General features: G+C 64.4%; 25 protein-coding genes. 12 read left to right on the plus strand and 13 right to left on the minus strand.

Annotated features, from left to right (window positions below):
- Positions 1-6: 6 nt before the first annotated feature.
- A complete protein-coding gene (locus RV045_RS05035; protein ID WP_423234685.1) occupies positions 7-693 on the minus strand; it encodes a response regulator in 687 nt (228 codons plus the stop codon).
- A 154-nt stretch (positions 694-847) separates the two neighbouring features.
- On the opposite strand from RV045_RS05035, the gene RV045_RS05040 reads away from it, so the two are divergent.
- From RV045_RS05040 to RV045_RS05060, 5 genes are all read left to right on the plus strand, one after another.
- On the plus strand, positions 848-1,876 hold the full coding sequence (locus RV045_RS05040) for an ABC transporter substrate-binding protein (RefSeq protein WP_423234686.1): 1,029 nt from the start codon (positions 848-850) through the stop codon (positions 1,874-1,876).
- A gap of 17 nt (positions 1,877-1,893) precedes the next feature.
- The gene (locus RV045_RS05045; RefSeq protein WP_423234687.1) at positions 1,894-2,934 is read left to right on the plus strand and encodes an ABC transporter substrate-binding protein; all 1,041 of its coding nucleotides are present in this window, start codon (positions 1,894-1,896) and stop codon (positions 2,932-2,934) included.
- 32 nt (positions 2,935-2,966) lie between these two features.
- The gene (locus RV045_RS05050; protein ID WP_423234688.1) at positions 2,967-3,752 is read left to right on the plus strand and encodes an ABC transporter ATP-binding protein; all 786 of its coding nucleotides are present in this window, start codon (positions 2,967-2,969) and stop codon (positions 3,750-3,752) included.
- A gap of 34 nt (positions 3,753-3,786) precedes the next feature.
- The gene (locus RV045_RS05055; RefSeq protein WP_423234794.1) at positions 3,787-4,635 is read left to right on the plus strand and encodes an ABC transporter permease; all 849 of its coding nucleotides are present in this window, start codon (positions 3,787-3,789) and stop codon (positions 4,633-4,635) included.
- Positions 4,636-4,810: 175 nt separating this feature from the next.
- Positions 4,811-5,374 (plus strand): sll1863 family stress response protein, encoded by a 564-nt coding sequence (locus RV045_RS05060; protein WP_423234689.1) that lies wholly within the window; start codon positions 4,811-4,813, stop codon positions 5,372-5,374.
- Between the two features lie 79 nt (positions 5,375-5,453).
- On the opposite strand, the gene RV045_RS05065 is transcribed toward RV045_RS05060, so the two are convergent.
- A complete protein-coding gene (locus tag RV045_RS05065; protein WP_423234690.1) occupies positions 5,454-6,269 on the minus strand; it encodes an enoyl-CoA hydratase in 816 nt (271 codons plus the stop codon).
- A 187-nt stretch (positions 6,270-6,456) separates the two neighbouring features.
- Here RV045_RS05065 and RV045_RS05070 point away from each other — a divergent pair, with 187 nt between their 5' ends.
- Genes RV045_RS05070 through RV045_RS05080 form a run of 3 tightly spaced genes read left to right on the plus strand, consistent with a single transcriptional unit; the run spans position 6,457 to position 8,914 of the window.
- Positions 6,457-7,104, plus strand: coding sequence for a DUF47 domain-containing protein (locus RV045_RS05070; RefSeq protein WP_423234691.1), 648 nt, complete (start codon positions 6,457-6,459; stop codon positions 7,102-7,104).
- Between the two features lie 17 nt (positions 7,105-7,121).
- Entirely contained in the window at positions 7,122-8,159 is a 1,038-nt protein-coding gene (locus tag RV045_RS05075; RefSeq protein WP_423234692.1) for an inorganic phosphate transporter, read from the plus strand.
- Positions 8,160-8,197: 38 nt separating this feature from the next.
- Positions 8,198-8,914 (plus strand): hypothetical protein, encoded by a 717-nt coding sequence (locus tag RV045_RS05080; protein ID WP_423234693.1) that lies wholly within the window; start codon positions 8,198-8,200, stop codon positions 8,912-8,914.
- Positions 8,915-8,972: 58 nt separating this feature from the next.
- Here the strand turns inward: RV045_RS05080 and RV045_RS05085 are convergent, their stop codons facing one another.
- The 7 genes from RV045_RS05085 to RV045_RS05115 all read right to left on the minus strand — a co-directional run bounded on the left by RV045_RS05085 (position 8,973) and on the right by RV045_RS05115 (position 18,204).
- Positions 8,973-9,542 (minus strand): hypothetical protein, encoded by a 570-nt coding sequence (locus tag RV045_RS05085; protein WP_423234694.1) that lies wholly within the window; start codon positions 9,540-9,542, stop codon positions 8,973-8,975.
- Between the two features lie 370 nt (positions 9,543-9,912).
- Entirely contained in the window at positions 9,913-10,194 is a 282-nt protein-coding gene (locus RV045_RS05090; protein ID WP_423234695.1) for a hypothetical protein, read from the minus strand.
- A gap of 958 nt (positions 10,195-11,152) precedes the next feature.
- The gene (locus RV045_RS05095; protein WP_423234696.1) at positions 11,153-11,515 is read right to left on the minus strand and encodes a hypothetical protein; all 363 of its coding nucleotides are present in this window, start codon (positions 11,513-11,515) and stop codon (positions 11,153-11,155) included.
- A gap of 109 nt (positions 11,516-11,624) precedes the next feature.
- The gene (carB, locus tag RV045_RS05100) at positions 11,625-14,936 is read right to left on the minus strand and encodes a carbamoyl-phosphate synthase large subunit (protein WP_423234697.1); all 3,312 of its coding nucleotides are present in this window, start codon (positions 14,934-14,936) and stop codon (positions 11,625-11,627) included.
- Positions 14,937-15,026: 90 nt separating this feature from the next.
- On the minus strand, positions 15,027-15,728 hold the full coding sequence (gene leuE / locus RV045_RS05105; RefSeq protein WP_423234698.1) for a leucine efflux protein LeuE: 702 nt from the start codon (positions 15,726-15,728) through the stop codon (positions 15,027-15,029).
- A gap of 7 nt (positions 15,729-15,735) precedes the next feature.
- Positions 15,736-16,887: a glutamine-hydrolyzing carbamoyl-phosphate synthase small subunit gene (carA, locus tag RV045_RS05110; RefSeq protein WP_423234699.1), complete on the minus strand. Its 1,152-nt coding sequence runs from the start codon at positions 16,885-16,887 to the stop codon at positions 15,736-15,738.
- Between the two features lie 63 nt (positions 16,888-16,950).
- The gene (locus RV045_RS05115; protein WP_423234700.1) at positions 16,951-18,204 is read right to left on the minus strand and encodes a multidrug effflux MFS transporter; all 1,254 of its coding nucleotides are present in this window, start codon (positions 18,202-18,204) and stop codon (positions 16,951-16,953) included.
- Between the two features lie 123 nt (positions 18,205-18,327).
- Between RV045_RS05115 and RV045_RS05120 the strand changes: the two genes are divergently transcribed.
- On the plus strand, positions 18,328-18,999 hold the full coding sequence (locus RV045_RS05120) for a DUF1345 domain-containing protein (RefSeq protein ID WP_423234701.1): 672 nt from the start codon (positions 18,328-18,330) through the stop codon (positions 18,997-18,999).
- On the opposite strand, the gene RV045_RS05125 is transcribed toward RV045_RS05120, so the two are convergent.
- Entirely contained in the window at positions 18,974-19,894 is a 921-nt protein-coding gene (locus RV045_RS05125; RefSeq protein ID WP_423234702.1) for a DMT family transporter, read from the minus strand. The two genes, RV045_RS05120 and RV045_RS05125, sit on opposite strands and share 26 nt — an antisense overlap.
- Before the next feature lie 122 nt (positions 19,895-20,016).
- Here RV045_RS05125 and RV045_RS05130 point away from each other — a divergent pair, with 122 nt between their 5' ends.
- A complete protein-coding gene (locus RV045_RS05130) occupies positions 20,017-22,512 on the plus strand; it encodes a glycoside hydrolase family 3 C-terminal domain-containing protein (RefSeq protein WP_423234703.1) in 2,496 nt (831 codons plus the stop codon).
- A 19-nt stretch (positions 22,513-22,531) separates the two neighbouring features.
- Here RV045_RS05130 and udk read toward each other — a convergent pair whose 3' ends face one another.
- The 3 genes from udk to RV045_RS05145 form a co-directional block, all read right to left on the minus strand.
- Positions 22,532-23,176, minus strand: coding sequence for a uridine kinase (gene udk / locus RV045_RS05135; RefSeq protein WP_423234704.1), 645 nt, complete (start codon positions 23,174-23,176; stop codon positions 22,532-22,534).
- Between the two features lie 84 nt (positions 23,177-23,260).
- Positions 23,261-23,737, minus strand: a complete 477-nt coding sequence (bfr, locus tag RV045_RS05140; RefSeq protein ID WP_423234705.1) for a bacterioferritin — start codon at positions 23,735-23,737, stop codon at positions 23,261-23,263.
- 92 nt (positions 23,738-23,829) lie between these two features.
- Positions 23,830-24,069: a (2Fe-2S)-binding protein gene (locus tag RV045_RS05145; RefSeq protein WP_423234706.1), complete on the minus strand. Its 240-nt coding sequence runs from the start codon at positions 24,067-24,069 to the stop codon at positions 23,830-23,832.
- A 186-nt stretch (positions 24,070-24,255) separates the two neighbouring features.
- Between RV045_RS05145 and rpiA the strand changes: the two genes are divergently transcribed.
- A complete protein-coding gene (gene rpiA, locus RV045_RS05150; RefSeq protein ID WP_423234795.1) occupies positions 24,256-24,918 on the plus strand; it encodes a ribose-5-phosphate isomerase RpiA in 663 nt (220 codons plus the stop codon).
- A gap of 18 nt (positions 24,919-24,936) precedes the next feature.
- On the plus strand, positions 24,937-26,937 hold the full coding sequence (gene uvrC / locus RV045_RS05155) for an excinuclease ABC subunit UvrC (protein ID WP_423234707.1): 2,001 nt from the start codon (positions 24,937-24,939) through the stop codon (positions 26,935-26,937).
- The last annotated feature ends 19 nt before the right edge of the window (positions 26,938-26,956 follow it).

Raw genomic sequence — 26,956 nt, forward strand, 5'->3', positions numbered from 1 at the left:
CCGGGCTCAGAGCGCCGCGCCTGCGGCGTCGCTGTCCTGCAGCAGATAGCCCAGGCCACGCAGGGTCAGGATGCGCACGCGAGCGGTGTCCAGGCGGCGGCGCAGGCGGTGGATGTAAAGCTCGATGGCGTCTTCGCCCGCCTCGTCGTGCGGGCCGAACACGGTCTGCGCCAGTTTGTCCTTGCGGGTGGTTTTGCCCTGGCGCAGCATCAGCGCTTCGAGCAGGCTGTGTTCGCGCGGCGGCAGCGCCAGCGTCGCACCGGCCAGCGTGAAGGTGCGCGTGTCCAGGTCGTAGTGCAGATCGCCGCACTCCAGCGCCGACTGGCTGGCGCCGCTGTGACGGCGGATCAGCACCTTGATGCGGGCAACCAGTTCGCGCATTTCGAAGGGTTTGACCAGGTAGTCGTCGGCGCCCATGTCCAGGCTGTCGACTTTGATGTCCAGCGAGGCGCTGGCCGTCAGCACCAGCACTGGCAGGCCATTGCCGCTGCGGCGCAGGCGGCGCAGCACGGCGCGGCCGTTCATGTCGGGCAGGTTGAGATCCAGCAGCAGCAGATCGAAAGGCTGCTGCGCCAGGTGGGCCAGCGCGGTCTCTCCGTCGGCCGCGTGGGTGACGGTGAAGCGCGCCTCGTGCAGCGAGCGACCCAGCCACAGGGCCAGCTCGGCGTTGTCTTCCACCAGCAGGATGTTCATGGAGCGAGCATGCCACAGCCGCCTGCGCCGCGATTCGGGCAAACCCCTAAAAATCAGCGTCCTGGCTGAAAGCTGGATGAAGGCTGCGCCGACGCATCATCGTTTTCACTTTGATCCTGACCGATCCCCTTTGATTCTGACTGCGAGGCATACCATGTTCCGTCCCCTGACCGCTTCCCTGAAACTGGCGCCGCTGGCTCTGGCCGCCGCCGTGACCCTGGCCGCTGCACCGGCCCGCGCCGCTGAACCCGTCACCCTGATGGTGGGTGGCATCAACAAGATCATCTACCTGCCCGCCAAACTGACCGAGCAGCTGGGCTACTTCAGGCAGGAGGGCGTGGACGTCAAGCTGCTGTCCGAGCCCGCAGGCGTCAACGCCGAGAACGAGATGCTGGCCGGGGCCGTGCAGGGTGTGGTCGGCTTTTATGACCACTGCATCGATCTGCAGGCCAAGGGCAAGCAGGCGATGTCGGTGGTGCAGTTCGCCAAAGTGCCCGGCGAGGTCGAGCTGGTTTCGGCCAAAGACGCGGCCACGCTCAAATCGGCGGCTGACTTCAAGGGCAAATCGCTGGGTGTGACGGGTCTGGGCTCGTCCACCGATTTCCTGACGCAGGCCATGGCCGTGCGCGCGGGCCTGAAGCAGGGCGACTACTCGCTGCTGCCGGTGGGCGCGGGCAACACCTTCATCGCCGCCATGCAGCAGGGCCGCATCAACGCGGGCATGACCACCGACCCGACCGTGGCGCAGATGCTGTCCACTGGCCAGGCCAAGGTGCTGTTTGACATGCGCACCGAAGCGGGCTCCCGAGCCGCCGTGGGTGGCCTCTACCCGGCGGCCAGCCTGTACATGCCCGCTGACTGGGTGGCCGCGCACAAGGACGAGGTGCAGAAAATCGCCCGTGCCTTCGTGCGCACCATGAAGTACATCAGCACGCACAGCGCCGAAGACATCGCCAGCAAAATGCCCGCCGACTACTACGGCAGCGACAAGAACCTGTACATCAGCGCCATCAAGGCCTCGATGCCCATGTTCACCGCGGACGGCCGCATGCCCGCCACGGGCCCGGAAACCGTGCTCAAGGTGCTGTCCGAGTTCAAGCCCCAGATGAAATCGGCGCACATTGATCTGGCCAAAACCTACACGACGGCGTTTGTGGATGAAGCGCTGAAGACGGTGAAATGAGCGCGGGAGATACGGCCATGCCGACACGCCACACCCCGTCCAGGAGGCTGAAGCGGCTGACGGTCGCGCTGACAGCGTTGGCGGCCCTGACCGCAGCGCCTGTGCATGCGGCAGAAAAAATCACGCTCATGGTGGGCGGCATCAACTACATCATCTATCTGCCCGCCATGCTGACCCAGCAGCTGGGCTACTTCCGCGAGGAAGGGCTGGATGTGACGCTGCTGTCCCAGCCTTCGGGCTCCAGTGCCGAAAACGAGCTGCTGGCTGGCTCGGTTCAGGGCGTGGTCGGCTTTTACGACCACTGCGTGGATCTGCAGGCCAAGGGCAAAGCGCTGCAGTCGGTGGTCCAGCTGGGCAGTGCGCCGGGCACGGTGCTGCTGGTCAGCCAGAAGTCACCTGACATCACCCGTGCAGCGGCGCTCAAAGGCCAGACGCTGGGTGTGACGGGCCTGGGATCATCGTCCGATTTTCTGACGCAGTACACCGCGATCAAGGCCGGCCTGAAGCCGGGCGATTTCTCGGTGCTGCCTGTCGGTGGTGGCCAGACCTTCATCGCCGCCATGCAGCAGGGGCGTATCGCTGCCGGGATGACGATAGACCCAACCGCGACCGAAATGGTCCGTACCGGCCAGGCCCGGGTTCTGGTGGACATGCGCACCGAATCGGGGGCACGTCAGGCGCTGGGCGGTGCTTACCCGGCCGCCAGTCTGTACCTGTCGGCCGACTGGATCAAAACCCACGGCAGCGAGGTCCAGAAGCTGACGCGTGCCTTCGTGCGCACGCTGCAGTTCATCCACACGCACAGCGCCGAACAGATCGCTGACCGCATGCCCGCCGATTACTACGGCGGCGACAAGGCCCGCTATGTCGAGGCGCTCAAGGCGTCGCTGGGCACGTTTTCGGCCAATGGGCTGATGCCGGCGGATGGCCCGGCGACTGTGCTCCAGGTGCTGTCGGCGTTCAAGCCGCAGGTCAAGGCGGCCCACATTGATCTGTCCCGCACGTACACCACCGCTTATGTCCAGGCCGCGCTGAAAAGCCGGCCTGAAAGTCACTGAGGCCCTTGCGGCCCGCAAACCCGGAGCTGTTTATGACACCCACTCCCACGCCAGCCATCGAGCTGGATCACGTCACCTGCCGCTTCCTGTCGCCCGACGGGCGCGCCACGATTGCGCTGCAGGACTTTTCCATGACCGTCAACCGCGGCGAGTTCGTTGCGGTGGTCGGCCCGACCGGCTGCGGCAAATCAACCACGCTCAGCCTGATCACGGGGCTGCTCAAGCCGACCGTGGGGCAGGTGCGCATCATGGGCCAGCCGGTGACCGAGATTGATCCGCGCATCGGCTTTGTCTTCCAGAACGACGCCGTTTTTCCCTGGCGCAATGTGCTGGACAACGCGGCCGCCGGGCCGATGTTCCGGGGCATGCCCAAGGCCCAGGCGCACGAGAAGGCGCGCGACTGGCTGCGCCGCGTGGGCCTGGCGGGCTTCGAGAAGCACTACCCGCACCAGCTTTCCGGCGGCATGCGCAAGCGCGTGGCGCTGGCGCAGACCTTCATCAACCAGCCCGAAATCCTGCTGATGGACGAGCCCTTCAGCGCGCTGGACATGCAGACCCGCACGCTGATGCAGGACGAGCTGCTGCAGCTGTGGTCGGCCAGCGGCGGTTCGGTGGTGTTCGTCACCCACGATCTGGAAGAGGCCGTTGCGCTGGCCGACAAGGTGCTGGTGCTGAGCGCGCGCCCGGCCACGGTGCGCGCGGTGTACGAGATCGATCTGCCCCGGCCGCGCATCATGTCGCAGGTGCGCTACGAGCCGCGTTTCATCGAGTATTCCCGGCAGATCTGGGAAGAACTGAAAGAAGAAGTCCACATCTGAGGTCACCATGAGCACAGCACTGAAACTCTCCCCCATGCAGGCCGCTGCCCTGCAGACCGCGCAGGACGAGGCCAACGCCGAATCCATGCGCCGTGTCAGACGCCGCCAGCAGCTGGTCATTTTCTGGCGCATCGCCGTTCTGGTCGGCATTCTGGGCGGCTGGGAAGTGGCCGCACGGCTGAAATGGATAGACCCGTTTTTCTACTCCATGCCCAGCCAGATCGCCAACCAGATCTGGGTCTGGATGCGCGACGGTACCTCGCAGGGCCCCTTGTGGCAGCAGGTGCTGGTGACTCTGGAGGAAACCGTTCTGGGCTTTCTGATCGGCGCCATTGGCGGCGTCATCTGCGGCATCCTGCTGGGGCGCAACCGCTTTCTGTCGGACGTGTTCAGCCTGTACATCAAGATCGCCAACTCGATCCCGCGCGTGGTGCTGGGCTCGGTCTTCGTGATCGCGCTGGGCCTGGGCATGGCGTCCAAGGTGGCGCTGGCGGTGGTGATGGTGTTCTTTGTGGTCTTTGGCAACGCCTTCCAGGGGGTGCGCGAAGCCGACCGCTTCATGATCGCTAACGCGCAGATTCTGGGCGCCTCGCCCCGCCAGGTCACTTTCAGCGTGGTTGTCCCTTCGGCCCTGAGCTGGATTCTGGCCAGCCTGCACGTCAGCTTCGGTTTTGCGCTGGTGGGCGCCGTGGTGGGCGAATTCCTGGGCGCCCGCGAAGGCATCGGCCTGCTGATTTCGACCGCGCAGGGCGCTTTCAACGCCAGCGGCGTGTTCGGTGCCATGATCGTTCTGGCCGTGGTGGCGCTGGCCGCCGAGTTTTTGCTGACGCGGCTGGAAAAGGTGCTGCTCAAGTGGCGCCCGGCGCAGTTCGAGAGCGCCTGATCCGCCCGGTGTGATGGTCCGCCGCGCAGCGCCCGGGTGCTGCGCGGCGGACTTTTTACTCACTTCAGGGGCACGGGATTGGGATTGTGACTATGATAAATCTACTCAGTGACGTTCTGTCATTGCAGTTTTTCCCTCTTTTTACCCCACACCCACCCCCACAAGGAGACCTCACATGGACGACAGCGTGACCCTGCACAAACAGAAACTCCAGGCGAAGATTGACGGCTGGACCGCTGATCTGGACAAGCTCAAAGCCGTCAGCAGCGAACTCAGCGCCGACGGTCAGCTGGCGCTCAAGGACCATGTGGAATCGCTGTCTGGCAAGCTGGAAGAGGCCAAAACCTCGCTGGCCAGCCTGGCCGAGGACGTGAAAGACGCGGCGGCTGGCGCTGTGGACAAGGCCAAGGACGCCGCCGAAGCGGTGGGCGACAAGGCCAAAGACATGGTCGAGGACAAGGAAGAATACAAGGCCAAGCTGCAGGCCAAGCTCGACGAGTGGGCGGGCGACATCGAGAAGCTCAAGGAACGCAGCGCCGATCTGGGCGAAGACGCCAAGGCCGCCATCCAGGAGCAGATCGACGCCATGGAAGGCAAGCTGTCCGAAGGCCGCTCCGAGCTGGACAAGCTGGCTGACGCTGCCGACGACGTCTGGGAAGGCGTCAAGGACAAGACCCAGAGCATGTTTGCTTCGCTGAAATCGGCTGTGGGTTCGGTGGTGGACAAAGTGCGCAGCTGATTTGCTTCAGTTGCCATGACAAAGAGGCCCCTCGGGGCCTCTTTTTTTGTCCGTGGACGGTTGCCGGGCGGTTGGTCGCTCAGCGGTTCTTGAACTGCGGCGGGCGCTTTTCGGCAAAAGCGGCCATGCCTTCTTTCTGGTCCTGCGTGGCGAAGCTGGCGTGGAAGAGGCGGCGTTCGAAGCGCACGCCTTCGGCCAGCGTGGTCTCGTAGGCGCGGTGAACGGCCTCTTTGGCCATCATCACGATGGGACGCGAGAAGCTGGCGATTTTCTTCGCCGTGGCCAGCGCTTCGGCTTCCAGCTCGGCGGCGGGAATCACGCGGGACACAAGGCCAATGCGCTCGGCCTCGACCGCGTCGATCATGCGGCCGGTCAGCACCATTTCCATGGCCTTGGATTTGCCCACATAGCGCGTCAGGCGCTGCGTGCCGCCCGCGCCGGGCAGGGTGCCGATGGTGATTTCGGGCTGGCCGAATCTGGCCGTGTCGGCGGCCAGGATGAAATCGCACATCATGGCGATCTCGCAGCCGCCGCCCAGGGCGTAACCGGCCACGGCGGCGATGCTGGGCTTGCGGCAGGTGGTCAGGCGCTCCCAGGTGGACGAAATCAGGTCACTGTCGTACACGTCCATAAAGCCGCAATCCTTGATGGATTTGATGTCGGCGCCCGCAGCGAAGGCTTTCTCGCTGCCGGTCAGCACGACGACGGCGATGTCCGGGTGGCGTTCCAGCGCGTCCAGCGCCTGGCTCAGCTCGGTGGTCAGCTCCAGCGACAGGGCGTTGAGCGCCTTGGGCCGGTTCAGGCGCACTAGCGCGACGGCATCGTGGCGCTCCAGCAGCAGGGTCTCGAAGGCATGGGCAAACACATCGTCGGTCAGAGTCGCGGGAGTGATCATGTCGGGATCCTTGGTGGTGGTTGATGGCGGTTGTCGTTGAGGAAGGCTTCGCGCTATTTTAGGGGCCGTGCTGCTTTTGACGGACGCGCCAGGCCGGATAATGCGGGAGTGCGCCGTCTTCTTCCTGACGGCGCGGTGCGTGCTGGCTGCCCGGCCGCCATTTCCTGTTCAATCAAGGTCATCAAACATGCTTTTTTCCAAGCTGTTGCCCCGCGAGGACAATTTTTTCGAGCTGTTCAACCAGCACGCCCGCCACACGGTCGAAGCCGCCGAGGCCTTTGTGCGGCTGATCCGCCATTACGACGATGCGGCGCTGCGCGAAAAGCACAGTAAAGAGGTCGATGACGCCGAGCACGCCGCCGACCGCATCACGCGCGAAGTCAGTCGCCTGCTGCACAAGACCTTCATCACGCCCATCGACCGCGAGCAGATCCATGTGCTGATCAACACCATGGACGACGTCGCCGACCTGGTGCAGGACACAGCGCAGACCATGACGCTCTATGACGTGCGCGCCATCACGCCCGAAATCGAGCGCCTGGCCGATCTCAACCTGAAGTGCTGCAACTGCGTGCGCGACGCCATCGCGCTGCTGGCGCATGTGTCGCAGCCCGACAGCGCGCAGGCCGCGATCAAGACCTGCGAGGCCATCGACCAGTTTGAGTCGGACGCCGACCGCGTCATGCGCTCGGCCATCAGCAAGCTTTTTCGCGAGCAGCCCGATGTGCGCGAACTGATCAAGCTCAAGGCCATTTACGAACTGCTGGAAACCATCACCGACCGGTGCGAGGACATCGCCAACCAGATCGAGGGTGTGGTGCTCGAAAACTCCTGACCCGGACCGCGACTGCTATGGATGTCACCCAAGTCAGCCTCGGGCTGGTGATCGCGCTGGTGCTGCTGGCGCTGGCTTTTGATTTCATGAACGGCTTTCACGACGCCGCCAACTCCATCGCCACGGTGGTGTCTACCGGCGTGCTCAAGCCCGTGCAGGCCGTTGTTTTTGCGGCCTGCTTCAACCTGCTGGCCTATTTTGTCTTTCACGTCAGCGTGGCGGCGACCATCGGCAAGGGCATTGTTGATCCGGGCATCGTGGACATGCAGGTGATTTTTGGCGCGCTCACCGGCGCCATCGCGTGGAACATCATCACCTGGATGTATGGCATTCCCAGCAGCAGCTCGCACGCGCTGATCGGCGGCATGGTGGGCGCGGGCCTGGCCAAGGCGGGCGCGGGCGTGCTGCAGATGACGGGCATCATGAAGGTGGTGCTGTTTATTTTCGTGTCGCCTTTTCTGGGCTATCTGCTGGGTTCGCTCATCATGGTGGCGGTGGCCTGGATCATGCGGCGGCGCTCGCCCTCGCAGGCCGACCGCTGGTTCCGTCGCCTGCAGCTGCTCTCCGCCGGGGCCTACAGCCTGGGCCACGGCGGCAATGATGCGCAGAAAACCGCCGGCATCATCTGGCTGCTGCTGATCGCCGCGACCAGCGCCCACGTCCCCGGCATGCCGCACTGGATGGAGGCGCACCCCGACCACCTGCCCGGCTGGGTGGTGCTGACCTGCTACGTCACCATCGGCCTTGGCACCATGTTCGGCGGCTGGCGCATCGTCAAAACCATGGGGCAGAAGATCACCAAGCTCAAGCCCGTGGGTGGCTTCTGCGCCGAAACCGGCGGCGCGCTGACTCTGTTCATGGCCACTGGCCTGGGCGTTCCGGTCTCGACCACGCACACCATCACCGGCGCCATCGTGGGCGTGGGCTCGACGCAGCGCGCCAGCGCCGTGCGCTGGGGGGTGGCCGGGCGCATCGTCTGGGCCTGGATCCTGACGATTCCGGCCTCTGCGCTGGTCGCCGCGCTGGCGTACTGGGTGGCGGACTGGGTGATGTGATCAGAATCGTTTTTTGGTGCATTAATCAGGAGACAGGCATGCGTATCCCCCATTCTTTGACTCTGGCTTTCATGGCCACCAGCGTTTTTCTGGCGGGCTGCGCGACCGCACCGCCGCCGCCGCCCGGCCGCATCCCGGTTGTTTACTCGACCGAGTCTCCCGGCGGCAGCAAGCTCAAGGAAAAGCCGACCGAAGTGACGGTTGTCAGTCGCGCCTCGACCCAGAAAGAGGTCGGCAAGCAGGTCGCTCTGAACATTGCCCTGGCGGTGATAGGGGGCGGCTTTGCCGCCAGAACCTTCAGCAAGGATGATCTCAAAGGCAGCCCGATTGACATCCCCGGAGACCGGGCCAATGTCAGGAATCCGGTCCCCGAGGATTTTGTGAAGCGCCTGGATCAGCAGATCAACGCCGTCATCAAGGCCGATCCCGCACTGTCCCAGATGTCGTGGAAAGAGCCGATCAACGTGTCCGATGGCTACGCCAGTCTGGTTTACGACACGCTGGGGGGCAACGACACCGAAAAGCTCAGCCTGGTCCTGCAGCTGAATATCAACAAGTATCGCGAAACCACTGGCCGGCTGAATTTCGCCAAACCGCCTTTTGAGGTCAACTGCAGCAGCAGCTCAGAGCCGCCCCTGCCGCTTGCGGCCTGGACCGCCAATAACGCCATCCGCGTCAAGACCGAGCTGGACAAAATGCTGGATCAGTGCTCGGGCAAAGTCATGGCGGCGTTACCGCAGATGCTGAAGTACTGATTTCCAGAAGGTTCCAGAGCGTTATCTAGCGCAGTATATTGAGGTTGGGCTTCAGGACCTACTGGCAGATGATGTCAGTTTGCCCGCTATGGCTGCGGGCCAGCAGAAACATGTCGCCGTCGTGAAAGCCCCATGTATACAGCCGTGAGTAAGGGCTTTGAGCCTGCGCAATGGCTTCGAGGACAATCAGGCCTGAGTATCCTAGAAACAGCATGTAGTCTGCGATGGGGTAAACAGATTGCCATTGTGCAAGCGAGTATATTTGGTGGAGTTGATAAAGCCCGTCAAGAAAGACAGACTCCCCATGCGTAAGCTGGCCATAAATCCAGTCGCTCTGGTTTAGGCGGGTGTCGCAAGTCGTCCAGCCAATATCAATGTTCTTGCCTTGGCCTTGATCCATATTCAAGGTGTCGAGGCCAAGATAGACCCCGGTTGGAGCGGCGATGTCCGCAAGCTGCAGCTCAAGCCACTGGTGCATGCGAAGAATATTGGCGTCAAATGGGACTTGCGCCAGAGACTGCCATAAGCTACGGCCTGTATGCTCTTCGAGTATATTCAGAACCTGAGACCAGGACGCTTCAAAATTACGATGATTTCGAAGAATTGAAAAAAGTTGTTCGATGGGCATAGGCTGGGCTTCGGGAGGTGAGTGTGTTCTGGGTTGTTGACGAGTCGGGATGCTGCCCGGTATGTATGCTGTGCCAGCTGTGGTTTTCTGCTCGTGAGTTTCTCATACTGATCATCATAGTAGCGTCCATACAGTCGGATTTGGCCCGATGCCTGCAGAAAGTGGCCATACTAATTTCAATGTCACAACACTGGCCGGAAAAGCTTTAGCCAGCTTCGACATGCTTGACTGTGACTATGATCTCGCTGCTGGCAAATCGGGGATTCCTGTAGAGAAATACACTCAGAAAATTTCTACTTCGCGATACAATGGATTTATAGGGATTGGTCTGTTTTTTATAAAATTTATGATGCGGCCTGATCAGACGTTTTTATGTGCTGCCTTTGTTTTCAGTCGAATCCGGTTTTGATAAAAATAGAAGAATGCCGGTTGCTAATATAAAAAATGATGCGGCCGTCATCACCTCATCTTGGATTTTAAGGTTGGTGGATGCGCCGAATAAAATCATTTCGAAGGGGATGCCTATTGTGCCAGCGCTTTGATCATATTGTGCAAATTCATGAATACTTTCGACCGAGCCTATTGACTGATCGAGCGTGTCCCATAATATACCGGCAAATGTTACTGTGGCTGAGCCGGCGAAGTAGCTCAATCATGAGCTCATATTTTTCTGATGCATAAGTAAATGCAAGAATTTGGATAAAAATGGCAATGGTGCAAATAATTTGAATTGGTCTCCAATGGGGGCTATTGCCGCCACTTATTAATGAAATCATTGAGCCTGTCAAAGAGCCGGCGACTATGGCGGTTGCTGTTATTGCCCATCCATTTGATGACAATCGGTCAATGATTAAAGCTGGCCCGGCAACGCCCATCAATCCAATTGCCATATAAATCATGAGCCATGAAACAAGGCCCATTTTATCCAACGAAGTAGCGCAAAGAATCTATGCGCATATTCGGGTATAGATTTTTGCCTAGGGCGGAATGCGGATTATTTGTTGCCTCATCCCGAATGGTTTTTTGCATTGGCTCTTTGATGCCATACAAAAACAGTGCTGCAACAAAAAACGTGATGACATCAAAGGCGAGGATGCTTTGAAAACCATATTCAATAATAATGAGCGACCCAGCTAACGGTCCGGTTATTGAAAAAGTATCGCCAAGAATTGATAAAAAGTTGCGCGGTTGACCGCGCTATATCAGATTTAATCATTCTGATGGCTGATCTTTCGGGGGCTTTAAACCTGCGAACAATTAAGACGCCCAAAATCCGCCCGCCCCACAGTGAAACCAAAACCGACGTGATTTCCCAGCCAGTTGGCTCAATACGATGACTCTCAATTGCAAAAGCAATTGGGATTATCGCGTCGCCAGGTCCTGATATCAGGGAGGCGAAAAATAACAGATTGAAATTTTGTAATTAAAACAGAGATGTCAGTAATTTTAACTTTTCGTTCATGTGTGTTCATTCAAAATTAACTAATATTTCATTGCATCTGAAATAAAATATTCGCATTGGTATTTATTTAATAATAAAATCTGGCTCTGATGAAAATAAAGGCTCCCTGTTAACTCACATACTTTTGGGAGACGCTCTTTTTCAATGGTCAGCGCTTCACCCACTCACACCGCCCCTGCGACTGCGCCGCGCCGCGGTAATCGCTGCTCCATTGCAGCGTGCCGGTGTCGATCTGGATGCGTTCGTTGTCCAGTGCGGTAAAAATCCGGGTGCCATTGATCTGGAAGGAATACACCTTCACGCCGTCGATGCTCACGGCATTGAGCTGCTTGCCGTCGTAATCCAGGCCCACGGTGCGCACCCAGATGCTGCGGACCGGGGTGTAAAAGGCCTGGCAGCGCATTTCGGCGTGGCCGGTGTCTGTCGCCGCCGAAGCGCCGGGCACCGCCAGAATCAGGCTGGCGCCCACAAGAGCGGTGGCGGAAAAGAGTCGGGTGAGCAAGTCAGGCATGGCGCATTCCTGGTGAACGGTCTGTCCCGATTGTGAACAAAAAAGCCCCGCAGGCGAAAAGCCTGCAGGGCCGGGTGGAGATCGCGGATGGAGTAGGGCGCTGCGCGCCTCAGCCTTCCAGCAGCTCGGCGTGCATGTCCTGCAGCGAGCGCACGGAGAGCTGATCCTGCATCTTGATGGCCTCGACCGCCGCCTCGGAGCCCGCCAGCGTCGTGTAGTAGGTGACGCGCTGGGCCAGCGCGGCGGTGCGGATGTAGCGGCTGTCGGCGATGGCGGTGCGGGTCTCTTCCATGGTGGTGAAGACCAGCTGCACCTCGTTGCCCTTGATCAGGTCGGCGATGTGGGGGCGACCTTCCTTGATCTTGTTGACGACCTGCACGGGGATGCCTTCGGCGGCAATGGCCGCGGCGGTGCCCTTGGTGGCCATCAGCGTGAAGCCCAGCGCGTGCATGTCGCGGGCGACCGCCACGGCGCGGACCTTGTCGGCCTGTTTGACCGACAGCACCACGGTGCCCGATGTGGGCAGGCGCGATCCGGCGCCCAGCTGGCTTTTCAGCATGGCTTCGCCAAAGGTGGCGCCCGCACCCATGACCTCGCCGGTGGAGCGCATCTCGGGGCCCAGAATCGGGTCCACGCCGGGGAACTTGTTGAAGGGGAAGACCGCTTCCTTGACGCTGAAATAGGGCGGAATGATCTCGCGCGGGGGCAGGCCGCCCAGCGCTTTCTGGCTGGCCAGGCTCTGTCCCGCCATGCAGCGTGCGGCGATGCGCGCCAGCGGTTGGCCGGTGGCCTTGCTGACGAAAGGCACGGTGCGGCTGGCGCGCGGGTTGACTTCCAGCACGTAAACGGTGGTGTCGCTGCCGTCCTGGCCGTCGCCCTGCAGCGCGAACTGCACGTTCATCAGGCCGACGACTTTCAGGGCTCTGGCCATCAGCGCGGTCTGGCGGCGCAGCTCGGCCTGCACGTCCTGCCCCAGGGTGTAGGGCGGCAGCGAGCAGGCGGAATCGCCGCTGTGGATGCCGGCTGCTTCGATGTGCTCCATGATGCCGCCGATCATCACCGCGTCGCCGTCGCAGATGCAGTCGACATCGACCTCGATGGCGTCTTCCAGGAAGCGGTCGAGCAGAACGGGCGATTTCTCGGAGACGCGCACGGCCTCGCGCATGTAGCGCTCCAGATCCTTGTCGCCGTGGACGATTTCCATGGCGCGGCCGCCCAGCACGTAGCTGGGGCGCACGACCAGCGGATAGCCGATTTCGCGCGCCAGCTTGAGCGCCGCCTCTTCGGTGCGCGCCGTGCGGTTGGGCGGCTGGCGCAGGCCCAGATCGTTGAGTAGCTGCTGGAAGCGCTCGCGGTCCTCGGCCATGTCGATGCTGTCCGGGCTGGTGCCGATGATGGGCACGCCTTCGGCCTCCAGGTCCAGCGCCAGCTTGAGCGGCGTCTGGCCGCCGTACTGCACGATGACGCCGACCGGCTGTTCGACGGCGACGATTTCCAGCACGTCCTCCAGCGTCACCGGCTCGAAGTAGAGGCGGTCGCTGGTGTCGTAATCGGTGGACACCGTCTCGGGGTTGCAGTTGACCATGATGGTCTCGTAGCCGTCTTCGCGCAGCGCCAGCGCGGCGTGGACGCAGCAGTAATCGAACTCGATGCCCTGGCCGATGCGGTTGGGACCGCCGCCCAGCACCATGATCTTGCGCCGCGTGGTGGGCTGCGCTTCTGATTCGGCGCCTTCGGCCTCGTAGCAGGAATAGAGGTAGGCGGTGCTGGTGGAAAACTCGGCCGCGCAGGTGTCCACGCGCTTGTAGACCGGGCGCACGCCCAGCGCCTGGCGCGCGCGGCGCACGTCGTGGACGCTGACGGCGCTGCCCTGGCTGGAGAGCAGCGTGGCCAGGCGGCTGTCCGAGAAGCCCTTCTGCTTGAGCCTGCGCCAGTCGCTGGCCGACAGATCGGCCAGGCGGCGCTGCGCCACGCGCTGCTCGGTCAGCACCAGATCGTGGATCTGGTCCAGGAACCAGGGGTCGATGCGCGTTTCGGCGTAGGCCTCATCCAGCGACATCCCGAGGCGCAAGGCGTCGGCCAGAAAGAGAATGCGCTCAGGGCCGGGGGTGCCGATTTCCTCGGTGGCTTCTTCCAGATCGTCGCAGCGCGGCGTCAGGCCGTCGATGCCGGTTTCCAGGCCGCGCAGCGCTTTCTGAAAGGATTCCTGGAAAGTGCGGCCCATGGCCATGACTTCGCCGACCGATTTCATCTGCGTGGTCAGGCGGCTGTCGGCTTCGCGGAATTTCTCGAAGGCGAAGCGCGGAATCTTGGTCACGACGTAATCGATGCTGGGCTCGAAGCTGGCGGGCGTGGCGCCGCCGGTGATGTCGTTCTTGAGCTCGTCCAGCGTGTAGCCCACGGCCAGTTTGGCGGCGATCTTGGCGATGGGAAAGCCCGTCGCCTTGGACGCCAGCGCGCTGGAGCGCGACACGCGCGGGTTCATTTCGATGACGATCATGCGGCCGTTCTCGGGGTTGATCGAGAACTGCACGTTGCTGCCACCGGTGTCCACGCCGATTTCGCGCAGGATCGCGATGCTGGCGTTGCGCAGCAGCTGGTATTCGCGGTCGGTGAGCGTTTGCGCGGGCGCCACGGTGATCGAATCGCCCGTGTGGATGCCCATGGGATCCAGGTTTTCGATGGAGCACACGATGATGCAGTTGTCGGCCTTGTCGCGCACGACTTCCATCTCGTATTCTTTCCAGCCGATCAGCGATTCTTCAATCAGTAGCTCGTTGGTCGGCGACAGATCCAGCCCGCGCTTGCAGATGGTTTCGAACTCTTCGGGGTTATAGGCAATGCCACCGCCCGAACCGCCCAGCGTGAAACTGGGGCGGATGACCATGGGAAAACCGTTGCCGCCCACGCGGGATTGAATGTCTTTCTGGACCGCCCAAGCCTCTTCCATACTGTGCGCGATACCCGACTGCGCCGAACCCAGACCGATTTTGGTCATGGCGTCTTTGAATTTCAGGCGATCTTCGGCTTTTTCGATGGCGTGCTCGTTGGCGCCTATCATCTCTACGCCATATTTGTCCAGCACACCGTGGCGGTGAAGGTCCAGTGCGCAGTTCAGGGCGGTCTGGCCCCCCATGGTGGGCAGCACGGCCATTTTTTCGTGCGGGTGCGCGGCGCGCTCCTTGGCGATGATCTGCTCGACCACCTGCCAGGTGATGGGCTCGATATAGGTCGCATCCGCCGTGGCCGGGTCGGTCATGATCGTCGCCGGGTTGGAATTGACCAGCACGACGCGATAGCCTTCTTCGCGCAATGCTTTGCAGGCCTGCGCGCCGGAGTAATCAAACTCGCAGGCCTGGCCAATGATGATGGGGCCGGCGCCGATAATGAGGACGCTGTGAATGTCTGTGCGCTTGGGCATGGTCGTCGCTACCGTTTAATCTAAAAACAAAATCCAAAAATCAAAAACCGGAACAAACAAAATACCGGGTGGAAAAGCATTCCGCGAGAATCAATCCAGGCGGGATAAAGCCAGCTGCAGGGCAAACCCGATGAACAGCAGTCCCACCAGCGCACTGAGCAGCGCCTTGAGCCAGGGCAGCCGCGCAAAACGCTGCGACAGTTTGGCGCCCGCAAAAATCAGCGTGCCCAGATAAATCATGCTGAAGCATTCGATGATGCTGCCCAGAATCAGAAAAGCCAGCCCCGGCGTTGCTGTACCCGGCTGGATGAACTGCAGCAGAAAAGACAGGTTGAACAGGATGGCCTTGGGGTTGAGCAGGCTGATGATGAGCGCGCGCTGAAAAGGCTTATCGAGCATCACGGCGCGGCGCAGATCGTCGGGCAGCTCTTCGGGCGCCGTGCCGGCCGTGGCCGGGGGTGTGGCGCGCGCCTGGACGCCAGCCGCCAGCGCGGCACGCAACTGGTTCAGCCCGACCCAGAACAGATAGGCCGCGCCCAGCAGCTTCAGCGCAAAAAACACCTGCGGCCAGGTGCGCAGCACGGTGGCTGCGCCCAGCGCCGTCAGCGTGATCAGCACCGCATCGCCCCAGAACACCCCCGCCGCCGCCGACCAGCCGCGCCGCACACCCCGGCGCGAAGCCACCGACAGCACAAACAGCGAATTGGGACCCGGCAGCAGGATGATAAAAATCACCCCCAGCACAAAAGTGCCGAGGTGGATGATGCCGAGGGATGTCCCAAGGGATTCCACGGCGCGTTCAGGCGCTCATCAGGCCGACAAACCGATCGAACAGCGGTGCGATGTCCTGGGGGCCGGGCGAGGCTTCGGGGTGGCCCTGGAAGCCGAAGGCAGGTCGGTCGGTCAGCGCGATGCCCTGCACGGTACCGTCGAACAGGCTGCGGTGCGTGACGCGCGCCGTCGCGGGCAGGCTGTCTTCCTGGACGGCGAAGCCGTGGTTCTGGCTGGTGATGGCCACGCGGCCGCTGTCCAGATCGACTACCGGGTGGTTGGCGCCGTGGTGGCCGCATTTCATCTTGAAGGTGCCGCCGCCTGCGGCCAGCGCCAGGATCTGGTGACCCAGGCAGATGCCGAAAACCGGGATTTTGCGCTCCAGCAGGCCGCGCGTGGCGGCGATGGCGTAATCGCAGGGCTCGGGGTCGCCGGGGCCGTTGGACAGGAAAACACCGTCGGGCTTTAGCGCCAGAATGTCGTCCAGCGAACTTTGTGCGGGCAGCACGGTGACCTTGCAGCCTCGCTGGGCCAGCATGCGCAGGATGTTGTGTTTGACGCCGAAATCCAGCGCGACCACGTGGTGGCGCGGGGCGGGCGGGGCTTCGAAGCCGCAGTCGCCGTCCTGGATCGACAGGGCCCATTCGCCCTCGGTCCAGACGTAGGGCTGGGTGCAAGAGACCTCGCGGGCCAGGTCGGTGCCTGCCATGGCGGGAGCGGCTTTCGCCAGCGCCAGCGCCTGCTGGATGTGGGCGTCGGTGAGCGTTTCGCCCGGGGCCAGAGACAGGACGCAGGCGTTCTGGCTGCCGTGTTCGCGCAGGTGGCGGGTGAGGGCGCGGGTGTCCACCCCGGCGATGGCGACGATGCCTGCGCTGCGCAGGTAATCGCCCAGCGGCTGCTGTTCGCGGAAATTCGAAGAGCGCACGGGCACGTCGCGCACCACCAGGCCAGCCGCCTGCACGCCGCGCGATTCGCAGTCCTGCGCGTTGGTGCCGGTGTTGCCGATGTGCGGGTAGGTCAGGGTGACGATCTGGCGCGTGTAGCTGGGGTCGGTCAGGATTTCCTGGTAGCCCGTCATGGCGGTATTGAACACCAGCTCGCCGGTGGTGCTGCCAGCCGCTCCCACTGCCTGACCGCGGAATACGCGGCCATCAGCCAGCGCCAGAACCGCAGGAGTCACAGGGGGGAATAGGGCTTCGGGCTGCAAAGGGGACTCCAGGCTGTTGCGGACAAAACCCCGGAATTATAGCCGAGCGCCAGCCTCTTCCCCGGGTAAACCCCGGCTCTCGTCCTGGGCGGCGCGCTCGGCCAGGCTGGGTGCCGGGGCGATCTTCTGCGCCAGCGTCCACATCGCCATACTGGCCACCAGCAGCCCGGCCACGCCCAGCGCCAGGTGCAGCGCCGAATCAAACAGAACCGGCGCCAGGAAGCCCGAGGCCAGCGCGAAAATCATCATCTGCCCGAAGGACAGCATGGACGAGGCCAGACCGCGGTTGGCGGGGAAAAGCTCCAGCGCGCGCAGCGTGATCGCCGGGGTGGTGAAGGCCACGCCAAACGAATAAACACCCAGCGGTAGCACCGCCCAGGGCACGACAGCCGGGAAGAAGCTGTTGTAGCCCACGTTCAGTGCGGTGGCGACGATCATGACCGTGTAGCCAAAGGCCACCAGGCGGCGCGTGCTGTGGTGGGCGGCGTAGCGGCCTGACAGCGCCGAACCCAGCATGAAGCCGCCGATCATCGGGATGAACATCCAGGCGTAAGACGTTTCACCCAGGCCCAGAATGTGCGTGACAAATTGCGCCGCCGAGCCGATGTACAGCGAGAAACCGCCAAAGCTCAGGCCCACCGCCATCGACAGGGCGATGAAGGCCGGGTTTTTGCCTACGCGCCAGTAATTGCCCAGGATCAGGCCCAGACGCAGCGGCGTGCGCTGCGCCACGGGCAGGCTTTCGGGCAGGGCGCGCCAGACGACAAAAGTCAGCACGGTGGCAAACAGCGTCAGGAACCAGAACACGCCGCGCCAGCTGAAAAACACCAGCATCCAGCCGCCCAGCACGGGCGCGATGGCGGGCGCCAGGCCAAACACCATCATGATCTGCGACATGACCTTCTGCGCCTGCACGCCCGAGAACACGTCCTGCACGATGGCGCGCCCGACGACCGAGCCCGCGCCCGCCGCCAGGCCCTGCAGCACGCGCATCACCAGCAGCGTGGGGTAGTTGGGCGACAGCGCCACGCCAATCGACGCCAGGATGTAAATCACCAGCGAGACCAGGATCACGCGGCGGCGGCCAAAGCTGTCGGACAGCGTGCCGTAAATCAGCATCATCGCGGCGAAGGCGAACAGAAAGCCGCTGAGCGACTGCTGAATCCAGAACTCGCTGATGCCGAACTGGTCGCGGATGGCCGGCATGGCGGGCAGATAGGTGTCAATCGCCAGCGGGCCCACCATGCTCAGGGCGGCCAGGATGAAAGTCAGTCTCAAGGTTTGGGTCAAGGGGGTCTCCAGGTGCAGCGCGCATTCTAGGGAGAGGCCGCAGGCGCGGTACGGGTTTCCCGCGCGGCCCTGGTGGGACTGGGGTCACCGGGACCACGACGGGCCGGTCTAGAATCGCGGCCCATGTCCAGAATCTCCCGCCGCTTTCTCCATTTTGTGCGCTCCCGGCCCCGGCTGTGGGGCTCGGTGCTGGCGGGCCTGCTGGTCTGGGCGCTGCTGCCGCTGGCGGGCCTGAACGAAGAGGGACCGCGCTTCCTGCTGGCCTGGAACGCGGCTGTGCTGCTCTTTCTGGCCCTGATGATGGTGCTGATGACTGGCGCCGACGCGCGGCTGCTGCGCCGCCGTGCCAGCGAGCAGGACGTCGGCCAGATCGCCGTACTGGCCTTCACCCTGGCGACTACGCTGATCAGCCTGGTGGCGGTGGTGATCGAGCTGCCCGACGTGAAGGCGCTGACGCCCGGCCTGCGCGCGCTGCACCTGGGGCTGGCGGCGCTGACGGTGGTCTCGTCCTGGCTGTTCATGCACACCATGTTTGCCCAGCACTATGCGCACGTCTACACGCTGGAGCAGGCGCGCTGCGGCCACGGCGGGCTGGCGTTTCCCGGCAGCGAGGCCCCCGATTACTGGGATTTCATGTACTTCGCCTGCGTCATCGGCACGTCGGGGCAGACGGCGGATGTCTCGTTTGAATCGCGCCCACTGCGCCGTGTGGGGCTGGCGCACTGCATTGCGTCCTATTTCTTCAACATCACCGTGGTCGCCATGGCGATCAATCTGGCGGCAGGGCTGTTCTGAGCGCTTCCATGGCGCGGCGGGATTCGTGCGCCGTGATCCAGGTGCCCAGTGCGCCGCAAAAGGCGATGCCCACGATGCCGGTCAGCGCCAGTGCGTCCGGGATGTGGCCAAACAGCAGCCCGCCGGCCAGCGTGGCAAACGCGATCTGGAAATAAAGATAAGGCGTCAATGTCGCTGCCGAGGCGCGCGCATACGCCAGGATCAGCAGGAAGTGTCCGCCGGAGCTCAGCGCGCCGGCCACCCCCAGCAGCGCCCAGGTGCGGGCGTCCAGCGCCTGCCACTGTCCGGGCAGGAAGGCCGTCATGACCAGCAGGCCGACCATCCCGGTGAAGAGCTGGGTGGTGCTGGAATTTTCGGTGCGCGACAGCTGGCTGCTCAGCACATGGAAGGCCGCCCCGGCCACGACCAGCAGCAGCGGGTAAATCACCGCTGCGCTGGCCTGTCCGCCCTGAGGCCGGATGACAAGCAGCGCGCAGGCCAGGCCCACGCCCAGCAGCGCCCAGCGCAGGCGCGACACGGTTTCGCCCAGCAGCGTCGCGGCCAGAAAGGTGATGAGCAGCGGCGTCAGCATGACGATGGCGGTGAACTCGCCCACCGGCATGTGCTGCAGGCTCAGGAAAGCCAGCGCGCTCATGCTCAGCAGCGCCAGCCCGCGCGCCAGCTGCAGCCCCGGCCGGTGCGTCACAAAGAGCTGGCGGCGCTGGCGCGGCCCGGCGGTCAGCAGCGTCAGGCCGACCTGAAAGGCGTAGCGCACCCACAGCACCATGGCCATGGGCGCGATCTGCCCCAGCACTTTGACGGTGCTGTCGAACACGGCAAACAGCGCCACCGACGCCAGCACCAGAAAAATGGCGTGGCGGCTGTCGGCGGCAGCAGGGCGGGGCAGGGAGGGCATGCAGGGGCGGGTGGTCGCGGGAATGCCGCATCATGCCAGTGCTCAGCGGTGGGGTGCTGGTGCGAGGCTGTTTCCTGCGCTATCGTCAGGGCAGGCCCCCGGAGCTTCTGATGACCCCACCCATGACCTCCCAAAACACCCCCAACCTCACCGCGCTGCTCGACGCCCTCACCCTGGAAGAGCAGGCCAGTCTGCTCACCGGCGCGGATTTCTGGACCAGCGTGCCCGTGCCGCGCCTGGGCATTCCGGCCTTCAAGGTGACTGACGGCCCCAACGGCGCGCGTGGTGGCATCTTCAAGGACGGGCCGAAAACCGCCTGCTTCCCGGTCGGGATCGCGCTGGCGGCGACCTGGAACCCCGAGCTGGTCGAAGCCACCGGCGCGGCGCTGGGCGTTGAGGCGAAGCTCAAAGGCGCGCAGGTGCTGCTGGCGCCCACCGTCAACCTGCAGCGCACGGTGTACAACGGGCGCAACTTTGAATGTCATTCCGAAGACCCCTGGCTGTCGTCCGAACTGGCCGTGGCCTACGTGCGCGGTGTGCAGTCGCAGGGCGTGGCGGCCACCATCAAGCACTTTGTCGGCAACGAGAGCGAATACCAGCGCCTCACCGCCAGCTCCGACATCCCCGAGCGGGCGCTGCGCGAGCTGTATCTGCTGCCCTTCGAGCGCGCCGTCAAAGAGGCGGGCGTGATGGCGGTGATGACGGGCTACAACCGCGTCGATGGCGTGTTCATGGCCGATCAGCAGCGCCTGGTGCAGGGCATCCTGCGCGGCGAGTGGGGTTTTGACGGCCTGGTGATGAGCGACTGGTTTGCTGCGCACGACACCCTCCAGGGCGTGCTGGCGGGCTGCGATCTGGAGATGCCTGGCCCCACGCGCGGCCGTGGCGCGGCGCTGGTGGCGGCGGTGAACGAGGGCCGCATCCCGGCGCAGGCCGTGCGCGACTGCGCCCGCCGCGTGCTGGAGCTGGCGCAGCGCCTGGGCCGCTGGGACGACCCGGTGCTGGCGCCCGAACGCGCTGACGATCTCCCCGCGCACCGCGCCCTGATCCGCCGTCTGGGCCAGGAAGGCACGGTGCTGCTGAAGAATCAGGCGCAGACCCTGCCGCTGGCGCTGGACGCGGGCCAGAGCGTGGCGCTGATCGGTCGCGCGGCCACCACGGCGCAGATCATGGGCGGCGGCAGCGCGAACGTGAACGCGCACTACCGCGTCAGCCCGGCCCAGGCGCTGGCGCAGGCCTGTCCGGGCGTGCGCTTCACGCACGAGCCAGGAGCAGACATCCACCGCTACGTGCCGGTGATCGCGGCGCCGACGTCCTTCCAGGTCTACGGCACGCCCGAGTTTGACGGCCCCGTCCTTGCCACCGAAACCGTGCCCAACAGCGAGGTGCTGTGGGTGGGTACGCGCCCGGAAGGCATCGCGCACGGCCAGGCCTTTTCGGCGCGCTGCACGCTGCGCTACGTGGCCGAAGCGGCGGGCGAGCACGCCTTCTCGCTGGCTGCTGCCGGGCGCTGCCGCATGAGCCTGAACGGCGAGTGCGTCATCAACGCCTGGGACAGCTGGACGGCGGGCGACACCTACTTCAACCAGGGCTGCAGCGAAATCGTACACACCCGCACGATGGCGGCGGGCGAGGTCGCCGAGATCGTCGTCGAGTACAGCAGCCAGCGCCCCGTGAGCGCAGGCGAGGTCCAGCTGGGCTTTCACGCCCTGCGCATTGGCGCGGCGCGGCTGCTGGGCGAGGCCGACATCGTGGCCGCCGTCGATGCCGCCCGCGCGGCCGATGTCGCCCTTGTTTTCGCCGGGCTGAACGCCGAATGGGACAACGAAGGGCTGGACCGCCCCGGCATTGCGCTGCCCCACCGGCAGGACGAGCTGATCGCGCGCGTGGCCGCCGCCAACCCGCGCACCTTTGTTGTGCTGCAGAGCGGTTCGCCGCTGCTGCTGCCCTGGCTGGACGCGGTGCCTGCCGTGCTGCAGGCCTGGTATCCGGGCCAGGAGTGCGGCAACGCCATCGCCGACGTGCTGCTGGGCGCGGCCGATCCGGGCGGGCGCCTGCCGCAGACCTGGCCGCTGCGCCTCGAGGACACCGTGGCCTTTGGCGACCCGCAGGCCTACCCGGCGGTGGACGGGCATGTGCAGTACAAGGAGGGCGTTTTTATCGGCTACCGCCACCACCAGGCGCGCGGCGACGCGGTGCGCTTCCCCTTCGGCCACGGCCTGTCGTACACCAGCTTCGAGTTCGGCGCCCTGACGGTTTCCAGCGCCGTGCCCGGGCCGATCCAGCCGGGAGACACCGTGACCGCCGAAATCACCGTGCGCAACACGGGCGATCGCGCCGGGCAGGCGGTGGTGCAGCTTTATGTGACGGACGAGTCGGCCAGCGTGCCGCGTCCGCCGCGCGAACTGAAGGGATTTGCCAAGCTGCACCTGGCGGCGGGAGAGTCCGGCGTGGCGCGCTTTGAACTCGGCCCGCGCGCACTGGCCTGGTTCGACGAGGGCCGCAAAGCCTGGGTGGCCGAAGCCGGGCGCTTTGTGCTGCAGGCGGGCCTATCGGCCGACAGCATGGTGGCCAGCGCGCCGCTGGAGCTGGCCGCCGACTGGGTCCAGCCGGTCTGAGCCCGTCGGAAATGGTTCGTCAGTCCTCGGTGCTGGCCTGTGGCGCCGGGGTCAGCGAGCGGATCTTCGCGGTGATCATGTCCACCGCCGCCTGGTTGCTGCCGTGCGGCAGGATGATGTCGGCGTAGCGCTTGGTCGGCTCGACGAACTGGTTGTGCATGGGCCGCACGGTGGCCTTGTACTGGGTGATGACGCTGTCCATGTCACGACCGCGCTCGCGCACGTCGCGCGTCAGGCGGCGGATGAAGCGCACGTCGGCGTCGGTGTCCACGTAAATCTTCAGGGACATCAGGTCGCGCAGCGCGCTGTCGTACAGCGTGAAAATGCCCTCCAGCACGATGATGGGCGTGCTGGTCAGCGTCACCGTGTCCGGGCTGCGGTTGTCGCGCGAGAAATCGTAGATCGGCATGGCCACCGGCAGGCCCTGGCGCAGGTCGTCCACCTGGGCCAGCAGCAGCGGCCAGTCGAAGGCGTGCGGGTGGTCGTAGTTGGTCTTGCGCCGCTGTTCGGGCGTGAGATCGCTCTGGTCGCGGTAGTAGTTGTCCTGGATCAGGACGCTGGTGTGCTCGGCGCCGGCCGCCTGCAGTATGTGGCGGGTGACGGTGGATTTGCCACTGCCGCTGCCTCCGGCGATGCCGATGATGAAAGGCGTGTGCTGCTTCATGGGGGAGACGCTCGGGGCTGCTGTACGAAAAAACCCGCCGGGTGGCGGGTTCGCAATGGCCTGCGTGGGCGGGTCTGGCGCGGATTATTCCGGCGAGCCCATCATGGACTGCTGGTAGTTGGCCAGGCCCACACGCTCGATGAGTTCGATCTGGGTTTCCAGGAAATCGATGTGCTCTTCGGTGTCGTCCAGAATCTTCAGCAGCAGGTCGCGCGAGACAAAGTCGTGCGCCTTCTCGCAGTCGGCGATGCCGGCCTTGACGGTGGCCTGCGCGCCGCGCTCCAGCGCCAGATCGCTGGACAGAATCTCGGGCACGGTCTCGCCGATGTTCAGTTTGCCCAGGTCCTGCAGGTTGGGCAGGCCGTCGAGCATCAGGATGCGGTCCATGAGCCAGTCGGCGTGCTTCATCTCACCGATGGATTCGGCGTACTCCTTCTGGGCCAGCTTGTCCAGTCCCCAGTGCTTGAGGATGCGGTAGTGCAGGAAGTACTGATTGATGGCTGTCAGTTCGTTCTTGAGCTGGGCCTGGAGCTGGCCGATGACCTGGGCGTCGCCTTTCATGGAGACCTTTCTATCGCAATGGAACAGGCCCGCACTGTAACGCCCCAGCCGCGCTGGATCAAGGGCGGATTTCAGCAGAATTCAGACCCGATTCAGGCGGCAAGGGCCGGGCGCAGCGCAATAACGGGGTAAGCGGGGGCGCGGGCGTGGTCTGAAGAGCACAGACCGGCCTCGGCGCGGCCTTCGTCCAGCAGGGCGCGAGCGCTGCACGCGCACTGGCCACACTGGGTGGCGACGCCGTGCTCGAACTGCAGCGTGTCAAAGCAGCCGCCTTCGCGGCCGCAGCGGCGGATGGTGTGGTCGCTGACGCGGTGGCAGACACAGACGATCATGGCAGGCCCTGGACAGACGGGGTGTTTGCGACACCCCCTCAGGAAGTGAGAATTGTCGAATGATAATCATTCTCTCAATTGCGGACAAGCCCACAGCGCCAGCGGGGTGGTTCGACGTTGGATAATCCGGTCTCCCGCATTCAACCCCTCTCACGCGAAGGATCTGCCATGTCCCCGACGAATCCCATGACCCAGGACGATCTCAAGGCGCTGGTCGGCCGGGCCGTGCTGGACCACATTCCCGACGGCGCGGTGGTCGGCGTGGGCACGGGCTCGACGGTCAACCAGTTCATCGATGCGCTGGCCACGCGCAAGGATCGCATCGCGGGCGCGGTGTCGTCGTCCGAGGCCAGCACCGCGCGGCTGCGCTCGCACGGCATCCGCGTGCTGGAAACGCAGGACGTGGCCAGCATCCCTGTCTACATCGACGGCGCCGACGAAATCGACCCGCGCGGCCACATGATCAAGGGCGGCGGCGCGGCGCTGACGCGCGAGAAAATCGTTGCCGATCTGGCCGAGCGCTTCATCTGCATCTGCGACGAGAGCAAGCGTGTCGCGGTTCTGGGCGCCTTCCCGCTGCCGGTCGAGGTCGTGCCGCTGGCGGTGCCGCGTCTGATCCGGCGCTTTGCCGCGCTGGGCGGCCAGGCGTCGGTGCGCCCCGGCGTGACCACCGACAACGGCCAGTGCGTGCTGGACGTGCGCGGCCTGACGATCACCGATCCGCTGGCGCTGGAGGCCGAAATCTCGCTGTGGCCCGGCGTGCTCACCGTGGGGATTTTCGCGCGCCACCGCGCCAGCCTGTGTCTGCTGGGTACGCCCGGCGGGGTGGTGACGCTGGATTTCGCCTGAGCCCTTTCCAGTCTTGCTGTGAGCGATCCGTCCGCTGATTCCGCCCCGGACCCGGTCCGCGCCGCGCTGCTGGCCGAAGTGGCCGCGCTGCCCGCGCTGCCCGGCGTCTACCGCTACTTTGGCGCGGGCGACGAGGTGCTGTACGTCGGCAAGGCGAAAAACCTGCGGCGGCGCGTCTCCAGTTACTTCCACCGCGACCACGGCGGCACGCGCATCGGCCTGATGGTGACGCGCATCGTGCGCATGGAAACCACGGTGGTGCGCTCGGAAACCGAAGCGCTGCTGCTGGAAAACAACCTGATCAAGGCCCTGCGCCCGCGCTACAACATCCTGTTCCGCGACGACAAGAGCTACCCCTACATCAAGCTGGTCAACCACCGCTTTCCGCGTTTGCTCTACTTTCGCGGCCAGGTCGACCGCCAGCACCGCTACTTCGGGCCTTACCCCAACGTGTGGGCGGCGCGCGAAGCGGTGGTCCACATCCAGAAGATGTTCCAGCTGCGCACCTGCGAGGAAGCGGTGTTCCGCAACCGCTCGCGGCCCTGCCTGCTGCACCAGATCAAACGCTGCAGCGGGCCCTGCGTCGATCTTGTCACGGCCACCGAATACGCCGCCGACGTGGCCAAGGCCGAGGCCTTCCTGCGCGGCGACGGCCAGCAGCTGCAGCAGCAGCTCCAGCAGCAGATGATGGCGCACGCGCAGGCGCAGGAGTACGAAGCCGCCGCCCGCGTGCGCGACCAGGTGCAGTCGCTGGCCGGGATCATGCACCAGCAGGCGGTGGATGCGTCCAGCTCCAGTCCCGCGACGCAGGATGTGGACATCATCGCCGTGCGCGTGCAGGGCGGGCGCGCCTGCGTCAACCTGGCCATGGTGCGCGGCAGCCGTCATCTGGGCGACCGGGCCTTCTTCCCCGACCACGTCGTGCCCGACTGGATCGCCGCCGAAGCCGCGCTGGACGATGCCGCAGCGGAATCCGGGGCCGAATTCAAGGCGCCCGCCGCAACCGATTCAGACCTTGACCCCGCCCCGCTGTCGCTGGAGCAGCGCGTGCTGACCGCCTTTCTGGCGCAGCACTACGCCACGCTGCCGCTGCCGCCGCAGCTCGTGGTCAGCCACCCGGTGCCGGACAGCGTGCGCGTGGCGCTGGAGGACGCGGCGCAGTCGCCGGTGCGCATCCAGCACAATCCGCGCGAGCAGCGCCGCATCTGGCTGGACATGGCGCAGCAGGGCGCGGCGCTGGCGCTGACCCGGCTGCTGGCGCAGGAAGGCAGCCAGCGCGAGCGCACGCTGGCGCTCATGGCGGCGCTCTCGCTGGACCCGCAGGAGCTGGATCCGGACAGCCTGCGCATCGAGTGCCTGGACATCAGCCACATGTCCGGCGAGGCCACGGTCGCCTCGTGCGTGGTCTTCGAGGGCCACACCATGCAGTCCAGCGAATACCGCCGCTACAACATCAGCGGCATCACCGGCGGTGACGATTACGCCGCCATGCGCCAGGCGCTGCAGCGCCGCTACGGCCGCCTGGTGCAGGCGCTGGCCGAAGCGGCGCCCGACAGCCCGGTGCGCCTGCCCGATGTCATCCTGATCGACGGCGGCAAGGGCCAGGTCAGCGTCTCGCGCGAGGTGCTGTGCGACGAGCTGGGCCTGCCGCCCAGCCTGATCGCCGGGGTCGAGAAGGGCGAAGGCCGCCGCGTCGGCCTGGAAGAGCTGGTTTTTGTCGATGGCCGCCCCAAACTGACGCTGCCCCCCGATTCGCCCGCGCTGATGCTGGTCGCGCAGATCCGCGACGAAGCCCACCGCTTCGCCATCACCGGGATGCGCGCGCGCCGCGCCAAGGTGCGCACGGGCGGCAGCCGCCTGGAAGACATCGAAGGCGTGGGCCCCAAAAAGCGCGCCGCGCTGCTCGCCCATTTCGGCGGCGTGCGCGGCGTGACCGACGCCAGCGTGGACGATCTGGTGGCGGTGCCGGGCATTTCGCGCACGCTGGCGGAGCTGATTTACCAAAGTCTGCACGGCTGAGTCCGCACCTTGCGGCTGC

It is taken from the genome of Amphibiibacter pelophylacis (genome assembly GCF_037688875.1).
Taxonomy (GTDB): domain Bacteria; phylum Pseudomonadota; class Gammaproteobacteria; order Burkholderiales; family Burkholderiaceae_C; genus Amphibiibacter; species Amphibiibacter pelophylacis.

What these genes read in the sequence shown, in the direction of transcription:
- RV045_RS05060 (WP_423234689.1), top strand. Translation starts at nt 4,811, where the DNA reads ATGGACGACAGCGTGACCCTGCACAAACAGAAACTCCAGGCGAAGATT.
- RV045_RS05125 (WP_423234702.1), bottom strand. Translation starts at nt 19,894, where the DNA reads ATGCCCTCCCTGCCCCGCCCTGCTGCCGCCGACAGCCGCCACGCCATT.
- RV045_RS05045 (WP_423234687.1), top strand. Translation starts at nt 1,894, where the DNA reads ATGCCGACACGCCACACCCCGTCCAGGAGGCTGAAGCGGCTGACGGTC.
- RV045_RS05130 (WP_423234703.1), top strand. Translation starts at nt 20,017, where the DNA reads ATGACCTCCCAAAACACCCCCAACCTCACCGCGCTGCTCGACGCCCTC.
- RV045_RS05035 (WP_423234685.1), bottom strand. Translation starts at nt 693, where the DNA reads ATGAACATCCTGCTGGTGGAAGACAACGCCGAGCTGGCCCTGTGGCTG.
- RV045_RS05055 (WP_423234794.1), top strand. Translation starts at nt 3,787, where the DNA reads ATGCAGGCCGCTGCCCTGCAGACCGCGCAGGACGAGGCCAACGCCGAA.
- RV045_RS05070 (WP_423234691.1), top strand. Translation starts at nt 6,457, where the DNA reads ATGCTTTTTTCCAAGCTGTTGCCCCGCGAGGACAATTTTTTCGAGCTG.
- carB (WP_423234697.1), bottom strand. Translation starts at nt 14,936, where the DNA reads ATGCCCAAGCGCACAGACATTCACAGCGTCCTCATTATCGGCGCCGGC.
- rpiA (WP_423234795.1), top strand. Translation starts at nt 24,256, where the DNA reads ATGACCCAGGACGATCTCAAGGCGCTGGTCGGCCGGGCCGTGCTGGAC.
- RV045_RS05085 (WP_423234694.1), bottom strand. Translation starts at nt 9,542, where the DNA reads ATGCCCATCGAACAACTTTTTTCAATTCTTCGAAATCATCGTAATTTT.
- RV045_RS05120 (WP_423234701.1), top strand. Translation starts at nt 18,328, where the DNA reads ATGTCCAGAATCTCCCGCCGCTTTCTCCATTTTGTGCGCTCCCGGCCC.
- bfr (WP_423234705.1), bottom strand. Translation starts at nt 23,737, where the DNA reads ATGAAAGGCGACGCCCAGGTCATCGGCCAGCTCCAGGCCCAGCTCAAG.
- RV045_RS05095 (WP_423234696.1), bottom strand. Translation starts at nt 11,515, where the DNA reads ATGCCTGACTTGCTCACCCGACTCTTTTCCGCCACCGCTCTTGTGGGC.
- RV045_RS05145 (WP_423234706.1), bottom strand. Translation starts at nt 24,069, where the DNA reads ATGATCGTCTGTGTCTGCCACCGCGTCAGCGACCACACCATCCGCCGC.
- udk (WP_423234704.1), bottom strand. Translation starts at nt 23,176, where the DNA reads ATGAAGCAGCACACGCCTTTCATCATCGGCATCGCCGGAGGCAGCGGC.
- RV045_RS05065 (WP_423234690.1), bottom strand. Translation starts at nt 6,269, where the DNA reads ATGATCACTCCCGCGACTCTGACCGACGATGTGTTTGCCCATGCCTTC.
- RV045_RS05050 (WP_423234688.1), top strand. Translation starts at nt 2,967, where the DNA reads ATGACACCCACTCCCACGCCAGCCATCGAGCTGGATCACGTCACCTGC.
- RV045_RS05040 (WP_423234686.1), top strand. Translation starts at nt 848, where the DNA reads ATGTTCCGTCCCCTGACCGCTTCCCTGAAACTGGCGCCGCTGGCTCTG.
- RV045_RS05075 (WP_423234692.1), top strand. Translation starts at nt 7,122, where the DNA reads ATGGATGTCACCCAAGTCAGCCTCGGGCTGGTGATCGCGCTGGTGCTG.
- RV045_RS05080 (WP_423234693.1), top strand. Translation starts at nt 8,198, where the DNA reads ATGCGTATCCCCCATTCTTTGACTCTGGCTTTCATGGCCACCAGCGTT.